Genomic DNA, 7,787 nt, shown 5'->3' with positions numbered 1-7,787 from the left:
CGTCACCGCCGGTGCACATGATGTGCCGTGTGCGTCGCCGAGTACCATGTCGACGCGGCGCAAACCGGGATCCTGATCCATCGGTCCGCCGATCGACGGCATCGAATGGCAATCGATCAGCACGCAACCGCCGAAACGCCGGCGAGTTTCAGCGATCAGCCGGGCGAGTTCCGCATGATAGGGTTTGTAGAGGCGCTCGATGCGATCGAGCGCATCCGCGTACGAAAGCTTGTCGCGATAAATTTCTTCGCCGCTGGTAACCACCCGGGCGACGGTACCGAGCCCGGCCTTGACCCGGGGCGAAGTGGTGTTGCAATGGGAAGGCAGGCGATCCTGGAACATCGTCGGATCGAGTTCGAACGCCTCCCGGTTTGGATCGACATAGGCGCGCGGAAAATGGGCGCGCAACAGGGGCGCGCCGAAATGGGGCGCGGCCGCGAATAACTCGTCGAGAAAAGCGTCTTCGGACCGGCGCAGCGTCACCGGATCGAGTCGCGCGGCGGCAATGAAGGCGTCCGGGTAGACACGGCCAGAATGGGGCGAGGCGAATACGAACGGCACCGTCTGGCGCGAGGGGTTAAGCACGTCGAACGGCTCGTCCGCGGGCTCGAGCGGCCGATAGGCATAGACTTCGGAATCGTGGAGGGTGTCGAGGGACAAGCGAGACATTTCCGATTGGGCCCCCTTGTTTACGGGCGGGTGCGGAGGCTTTCAACGTCAAAGGCGGGTCCGGACGGCCGCGCGCCGAATTTTTGGTGCCCTTGCCAAGGTCGCCCACGGCCAGTAAAAGCCGCGACGGATGGGCGGTTAGCTCAGCGGTAGAGCACTACGTTGACATCGTAGGGGCCACTGGTTCGATCCCAGTACCGCCCACCATTCCATCGGGCCCCGCCCGACACAGACAGTTTTCCTATTTAGGGCAAACGGCTCCGTTCGCGTCGGCGCGCGTTGACAGGCCATGCGCTCGTCCCTATTGTCCGCGCCGCCATGAAAATCCGAAACTCCCTCAAAAGCGCCAAGGCCCGCGACAAGGACTGCCGTATTGTCCGCCGCCGTGGCCGCGTCTACGTCATCAATAAGAAGAACCCGCGGATGAAGTCCCGCCAGGGCTGAGCCCGGCGGCGCCCGCGCAGCGTTCGCCCGAGCCGCATGTGCCTGGGCGCGTTCGATTGGGCGTTTTCATCCCCCGATTCCCGGCCTACCATCGACCCCTTCTCTAAGGAAGGGCCGCTTCCCATGCGTATGCCCGAACCTGACCAGTCGGTGATCGCGCGCCGCGCCGAAATCGCGCGCGATTTGCGCGCGATGGTCGGCGACGATGGCGTGATCGACAACGCGGACGCGCTCCGCGCCTACGATTGCGACGGCATGTCTGCCTACCGGCAATTGCCGATGCTGGTCGCGCTGCCGCGTTCGACCGCCGAAGTGGCCCGGGTGCTGCGCTACTGCCACGACCGCAACGTCCGTATCGTGCCGCGCGGCGCGGGCACCGGGCTTTCCGGCGGCGCGTTGCCGCTGGCGGACGCCGTCACCGTCGGGCTCTCGCGCATGAACCGCATTCTCGAGATCGACTTCGCCAACCGCTGCGTGGTGGCGCAGCCGGGCGTGACCAATCTCGGCGTTACCGACGCCGTCCGCCATGCTGGGTTCTATTACGCGCCCGATCCGTCGAGCCAGATCGCCTGCTCGATCGGCGGCAACGTCGCCGAGAATTCGGGCGGGGTGCATTGCCTCAAGTACGGCCTTACCGCCCATAACGTGCTCGGCGTCGAAATGGTGTTGATGGACGGCGAAGTGGTCCGCCTCGGTGGCAAGCACCTGGACGCGAGCGGCCTCGACCTGCTCGGCGTCGTGATCGGGTCCGAAGGTCTGCTCGGCGTCGTCACCGAGATCACGGTGCGCATCCTCAAGTCGCCGGAAACGGCGCGCGCGATGATGATGGGTTTTCCCAGCAACGAATCCGCCGGCGATTGCGTCGGCCGGATCATCGCCGCCGGGATCATCCCGGGCGGAATGGAGATGATGGACCGTCCCGCGATCCGTGCGGCCGAGGAATTCGCCCACGCCGGCTATCCGCTCGATGTCGAATCGCTGCTGATCGTCGAAATCGACGGTCCCGCGATCGAAGTCGAGGATCTGGTGCGGCGGGTCGAGGCGCTCGCCCGCGCGGCGGGCGCGACCACGATCGCCATCAGCCAAAACGAAGCCGAACGCGTGCGCATTTGGGCCGGGCGCAAGGGCGCGTTTCCGGCGATCGGGCGCATCTCGCCCGACTATCTCTGCATGGATGGTACCATCCCCCGGCGCAAGCTGCCGGAGGTGCTGGCCAAGATCGCCGAGCTGTCGCGTCGCCACAACCTCGCCGTCGCCAATGTCTTTCACGCCGGCGACGGCAACTTGCATCCTCTGATCCTGTTCGACGCCAACGTCGGCGACGAATTGGAGCGCGCCGAAAAGTTCGGCGCCGACATCCTGCGCGCGTGCGTCGCGGTAGGCGGCGTGCTGACCGGCGAGCACGGCGTCGGAATCGAAAAGCGCGACCTGATGCCGGAAATGTTCACGGCCGTCGATCTCGAGCAGCAGCACCGCCTCAAGTGCGCGTTCGATCCGTCCGGTTTGCTCAACCCCGGCAAGGTATTTCCGACGCTGCACCGGTGCGCCGATCACGGCATGATGCATGTGCACAAGGGGCAGATGCGGTTTCCCGACCTGCCGAGATTCTGATCGATGATCCAGGTATTCAAGCCGTCGCGGCCGGAGGACCTCGCGCCCGCGCTGGCCGAGGCGAAGGGCGCCTTGGAGGTAACGGGACGGGGCAGCAAGCGCGCGCTCGGCCGCCCCGTGCCGGAAGGGCTCGCGCGCCTCGATCTCTCGGCGCTCGCTGGCGTCACCCTATATGAACCGGAAGAATTGGTGCTGTCGGCGCGCGCCGGGACCCCGGTCGCCGAAGTGCGCGCCCTCCTCGCCGAACGCAACCAGGAACTCGCGTTCGATCCCTCCGATCTCTCCGGTCTCCTCGGCGGCCGGGACGCGGGCAGTCTCGGTGGCGCGATCGCCTGCAACCTGTCGGGTCCCCGGCGGATCAAGGCGGGCGCCGCGCGCGATCACATCCTCGGCTTCGAGGGCGTCAACGGCCGCGGCGAGGCGTTCAAGTCGGGTGGGCGGGTGATGAAGAACGTCACCGGCTTCGATCTCGCCAAACTGATCGCCGGGTCGCACGGCACGCTCGCAGTGATGACTGACATAACGGTCAAGGTGCTGCCCAAGCCGGAAAAAATTCGCACCGTGCTGGTATTCGGGCTAGCGGCGGAAGCTGCCGTGGCCGCCATGCGCGAAGCGCTGACCGGGCCTCACGAGGTCGTGGCGGCGGCCTACGTACCGGCAGGGCTCGTTTCGTCCTCGCGGGCCGAACCGGTGGCACGCGCGGGCGGGTCCGTCACTGCACTTCGCATCGAAGGGCCGGGCCCGTCCGCCGAACACCGCTGCAGCGTGTTGCGCGGACTGCTCGAAGGGCACGGCGCGACCGAGGAACTGCACACGTCAAATTCGGAAACCTTCTGGCGCGAGGTGCGCGACGTATCCTTTCTCGCCGCCGATCCGACGGCGCAGGTGTGGCGGCTTTCGGTAGCGCCGGCGGACGGTGCCCGGATCGCGGGCACTCTCGCCCAGCGCCTTGGTGGACATTTTCTGCTCGACTGGGGTGGGGGATTGGTTTGGCTGGCCCATCCGCCGTTGCCGGATGCCGGGGCCGATATCGTACGCGGCGTAATCCCGCCGGACGGCGGCCACGCGACCCTGATCCGCGCGGACGATCCGGCGCGCGACCGCGTCGAGGTGTTTCAGCCGCGTCCTCCGGCGCTCGCCGAACTCGGCCGGCGGGTCAAGGACGCCTTCGATCCCGACCGCCGCCTCAATCCGGGGCGCATGTACGCGGGCGAGTGACATGCAGACCAGCTTCACTCCCGCGCAGTTGGCCGACGCCGACATCCGCGAAGCGGACGGAATCCTGCGCAAGTGCGTGCATTGCGGGTTCTGCACGGCGACCTGCCCGACCTATGTATTGCTCGGCGACGAATTGGACAGCCCGCGCGGGCGCATCTACCTGATCAAGCACATGCTCGAAACGGACGCGCGCGCGCCGGCGACGCCGGCCCGGCATCTGGATCGTTGCCTCACGTGCCTTTCGTGCATGACGACCTGCCCGTCCGGGGTCAACTACATGCGGCTGGTGGACATCGCGCGCGAACGCATGGCGCGGGGTCTGCGCCGGCCGGCGATGGAGCGCATGCTCCGCACATTGTTGATGCGCCTTTTGCCCAGGCCCGGCGTGTTCCGTCTCGCGCTCCTCGGCGCCGCGCTGGCGCGGCCGTTCAAGGCATTGCTGCCGGGCCGGCTTGGGGTGATGGCGGCAATGGCGCCGAAACGCTTGGCGCCGCCCTCGGCCGTCGACCGGCCGCAGGTTTTCCCGGCCGAGGGTGCGAGGCGCAAGCGCGTCGCCCTGATGACCGGCTGCGCCCAGCAAGTGTTGCGCCCCTCGATCAACGAGGCGACCGTGCGCTTGCTGACCCGGCTCGGCTGCGAAGTGGTGGTGGCCGAAGGCGCCGGCTGCTGCGGCGCGCTTGCCCATCACATCGGCGAAACGGCGGCGGCCGAGGCGGCGGCGCGCGCCAACGTCGCGGCGTGGGAACGGGTGATGGCGGCGGGCGGGCTCGACGCCATCGTCGTCAACGCCTCGGGCTGCGGGACTACGGTCAAGGATTATGCTTTTCTTTTGCGCCACGATCCGGTCTGGGCCGAGCGCGGCGCGCGAATCGCCTCGCTCGCCCGGGACGTGAGCGAGGTGATCGACGATCTCGGCCTGCGCGGGATGCGCCCCACGGACAATCGCCCGCGCGCGCGCGTTATCGCCTACCACGCCGCCTGCTCGCTTCAGCATGGCCAACGGGTGCGCGAGGTCCCGAAGCGGCTGCTTGCCGAGGCCGGTTTCGAGGTGCGCGAGCCGGCCGAGTCGCATCTTTGCTGCGGTTCGGCGGGCGTCTACAATATTCTCCAGGCCGATCTTGCCCTCCGGCTCAAGGAGCGCAAGGCGCAGCGCCTCGCTGCCACCGGCGCTGATGTGGTCGCGACCGGCAACATCGGCTGCTGGTCCCAGTTGCAGGGAGCGAGTTTGATGCCCGTGGTGCATACGGTCGAGTTGCTCGATTGGGCGACGGGAGGTCCGCCGCCGCTGGAAATTTCCCCGTTCGCGGGCGCGTCCGGAGGCGTCGGCTCATGAGCACACCCGCCGCCCGCCTCGACGACGGCTTGCTCGCCGAGCTGCGCGCCATCGCTGGCGACCGCGTTGTCACCAACGCTTCGGTGCGCGAACGCCACGGCCGCGACGAATCCTATCATCCCGGCCACGCGCCCGACGCGGTGGTTTTTCCGCAATCGACCGAGGAGGTGGTCGCCTTGGTACGCGCGTGCGCAGCGCGGAAAGTCCCGATTATTCCGTTCGGGGTCGGTACCTCGCTCGAGGGCCACGTCGCCGCGCTCCAGGGCGGCATGTGTCTCGATCTTTCCCGGATGAACCGGATCATCGCGGTGCGGCCCGAGGACATGGACGCGACCTGCGAAGCGGGCGTGACGCGCAAGCATCTGAACGAATACGTGCGCGACCGCGGTCTGTTCTTCACGGTCGATCCGGGCGCCGACGCGACGCTCGGCGGCATGGCCGCGACCCGGGCCTCGGGCACCAACGCGGTACGCTACGGCACCATGCGCGACAAGGTGCTGTCGCTGGTCGTCGTGCTCGCCGACGGCCGCGTCATCCGCACCAGCCGTCGGGCGCGCAAGTCGGCGGCCGGGTACGATCTCACCCACCTCTTCGTCGGCTCGGAAGGGACGCTCGGCGTCATCACCGAGCTGACGGTGCGCCTGAACGGAATTCCCGAGGCGATCTCGGCTGCCGTCACCGCTTTTCCCGATCTCGCGTCCGCCGTCGACACGGTCATCGCCACGCTGCAATCGGGGGTTCCGGTGGCGCGGATCGAGCTGCTGGACGAAGTGCAGATGAAGGCGCTCAACCGCTACGCCAAGCTTTCCTACCGCGAGGCACCGACTCTGTTCTTCGAATTTCACGGTAGCGACAAAAGCGTGATCGAGCAGGTCGAGACGGTCAAGGCGTTGGCGCGCGACTTCGGCGGGGCCGACTTCCAGTGGGCGGCGCGCCCGGAGGACCGGGCCAAGCTCTGGCAGGCCCGTCACGACGCCCATTACGCCGCCATGGCGCTCAGGCCCGGCGCGCGCGGCATGGCGACCGACGTGTGCGTGCCGATCTCCCGGCTCGCCGAGTGCATTCTGGAAACCCGCGCCGACATCGACCGTTCCGGCTTGGTCGCGCCGATCGTCGGGCATGTCGGCGACGGCAATTTTCACGTCATTTTCGTGATCGATCCCGACGACGCGGACGAAATACGCCGCGCCCAGGCGGTCAACGAACGGATGGTGCTTAGGGCGATCGCCATGGACGGCACCTGCACCGGCGAACACGGGGTCGGCTATGGCAAGATCGGGTTCCTGGCCGCCGAACACGGCGAGGCGCTAGGCGCGATGCGCGCGATCAAGCGCGCCCTCGACCCGGGCGGGATCATGAATCCCGGTAAAATCCTGGCGCCCTGAGGCGGCCTCTCCCTTGACCCGGCTTAGGTTTTACGGATAGGTGGTTTTCCAGACCGAATCCGCCTTTTTCAGCCGTCCGGACACACCCGATGATCGAAGAACAAATCGCCCGGTTCATGAACGAATACGGCGATTGGTTTTACATCGGCATATTCGTCTGGACGTTCTTCGAAGGCGAAACCATCGTCATCTTCGGCGGCTACGCCGCCCATCACGGCATCGTCGATCCGTTCAAGCTCCTGTTCGTGGCCTGGTTCGGCAGTTTCCTCGGCGATCAGGTTTGGTTCTTCCTCGGGCGGCGCTACGGCGAGGCGCTGATGGAGCGCTTTCCCAAATGGCGACCGAAGGTCGAGATCGCGCTCGATCTTCTCTATGAATTCAAGACGGCATTCATCCTGTCGTTCCGGTTCATCTACGGGGTCCGCAACGTCAGCTCCTTCGCGGTGGGCTTGTCGGAAATCAGTTGGCTGCGCTTCAGTATCACCAATTTCATCGCCGCCGGGGTATGGGCGTCGAGCTTCGTCGCCGCCGGCTATTTCTTCAGCCAGGTATCCGAGGCGGCGCTCGGCAAGGGCGCGAAGATCTTCGGCTTCGGTGCGTTGCTGGTATTCATCATGGTGGTGTGGCTGCTGTTACGTCGGGTGAAGGCGCGCGTCGCCGCCCACGCCCGCGCGCACCCGCACCCGCCGCTGCCCGGGCGCGGCCATGCGTACGCCCGCACCGACGCGGCGCCCAATCCCGACCTCAAGGACAAAATGCCTTGATCATGAGTTCCGGCGAGACCCGTGCGTTTCTCCGCCGGTTGTTCGACGCGGCGGTCGCGGCGGCCGATCCCATGCGGTGCGTGCCGCCGCACCTGCCGGTCCCGCCCAAGGGACGCACGCTCGTGCTCGGGGCGGGCAAGGGGTCGGCGGCGATGGCCAAGGCGGTCGAGGATCATTGGTCGGGAGAGCTCTCCGGCCTGATCGTCACCCGTTACGGTTCGGGCGTGCCGTGCCGCAGGATCGAGGTCGTCGAGGCCGCGCACCCGGTGCCCGACGCCAAGGGGCGCGAAACGGCAAGGCGGATTCTCGACCTCGCCCGGACCGCGCGGCCCGACGATCTGGTGCTGTGCCTGATTTCGGGCG

8 protein-coding genes and 1 tRNA gene are annotated in these 7,787 nt (G+C 67.1%); 8 read left to right on the top strand and 1 reads right to left on the bottom strand.

Going from position 1 to position 7,787, the window contains the following annotated elements; genetic code table 11:
• On the bottom strand, positions 1–669 hold a 669-nt coding region (locus FJ311_15160; protein ID MBM3952775.1), incomplete at its 3' end, for an N-formylglutamate amidohydrolase.
• Between the two features lie 132 nt (positions 670–801).
• Between FJ311_15160 and FJ311_15155 the strand changes: the two genes are divergently transcribed.
• The 8 genes from FJ311_15155 to FJ311_15120 all read left to right on the top strand — a co-directional run.
• Positions 802–876, top strand: a tRNA-Val gene (locus tag FJ311_15155).
• Positions 877–987: 111 nt separating this feature from the next.
• Positions 988–1,113 carry a 50S ribosomal protein L36 gene (locus tag FJ311_15150; protein ID MBM3952774.1) on the top strand — a complete coding sequence of 42 codons (126 nt, stop codon included), beginning with the start codon at positions 988–990 and terminating at the stop codon, positions 1,111–1,113.
• Positions 1,114–1,236: 123 nt separating this feature from the next.
• Positions 1,237–2,724, top strand: coding sequence for an FAD-binding protein (locus FJ311_15145; protein MBM3952773.1), 1,488 nt, complete (start codon positions 1,237–1,239; stop codon positions 2,722–2,724).
• Between the two features lie 3 nt (positions 2,725–2,727).
• Positions 2,728–3,942 (top strand): FAD-binding protein, encoded by a 1,215-nt coding sequence (locus tag FJ311_15140; GenBank protein ID MBM3952772.1) that lies wholly within the window; start codon positions 2,728–2,730, stop codon positions 3,940–3,942.
• A 1-nt stretch (position 3,943) separates the two neighbouring features.
• Positions 3,944–5,275, top strand: coding sequence for a glycolate oxidase subunit GlcF (gene glcF, locus FJ311_15135; GenBank protein MBM3952771.1), 1,332 nt, complete (start codon positions 3,944–3,946; stop codon positions 5,273–5,275).
• Entirely contained in the window at positions 5,272–6,660 is a 1,389-nt protein-coding gene (locus FJ311_15130; protein MBM3952770.1) for an FAD-binding protein, read from the top strand. Before glcF ends, FJ311_15130 begins: the two co-directional genes overlap by 4 nt.
• An 89-nt stretch (positions 6,661–6,749) precedes the next feature.
• Positions 6,750–7,424: a DedA family protein gene (locus FJ311_15125; GenBank protein ID MBM3952769.1), complete on the top strand. Its 675-nt coding sequence runs from the start codon at positions 6,750–6,752 to the stop codon at positions 7,422–7,424.
• A 2-nt stretch (positions 7,425–7,426) separates the two neighbouring features.
• Positions 7,427–7,787 (top strand): DUF4147 domain-containing protein (locus tag FJ311_15120; GenBank protein MBM3952768.1); only part of this gene is annotated, 361 nt, incomplete at its 3' end.

It is taken from the genome of Rhodospirillales bacterium, assembly GCA_016872535.1.
In the GTDB taxonomy this organism is placed as follows: domain Bacteria; phylum Pseudomonadota; class Alphaproteobacteria; order Rhodospirillales; family 2-12-FULL-67-15; genus 2-12-FULL-67-15.
This window is presented reverse-complemented; position numbering and strand designations above follow the sequence as displayed.

Coding starts and splice junctions, on each gene's coding strand:
- FJ311_15150 (MBM3952774.1), top strand. CDS start 988: ATGAAAATCCGAAACTCCCTCAAAAGCGCCAAGGCCCGCGACAAGGAC.
- FJ311_15145 (MBM3952773.1), top strand. CDS start 1,237: ATGCGTATGCCCGAACCTGACCAGTCGGTGATCGCGCGCCGCGCCGAA.
- FJ311_15140 (MBM3952772.1), top strand. CDS start 2,728: ATGATCCAGGTATTCAAGCCGTCGCGGCCGGAGGACCTCGCGCCCGCG.
- glcF (MBM3952771.1), top strand. CDS start 3,944: ATGCAGACCAGCTTCACTCCCGCGCAGTTGGCCGACGCCGACATCCGC.
- FJ311_15130 (MBM3952770.1), top strand. CDS start 5,272: ATGAGCACACCCGCCGCCCGCCTCGACGACGGCTTGCTCGCCGAGCTG.
- FJ311_15125 (MBM3952769.1), top strand. CDS start 6,750: ATGATCGAAGAACAAATCGCCCGGTTCATGAACGAATACGGCGATTGG.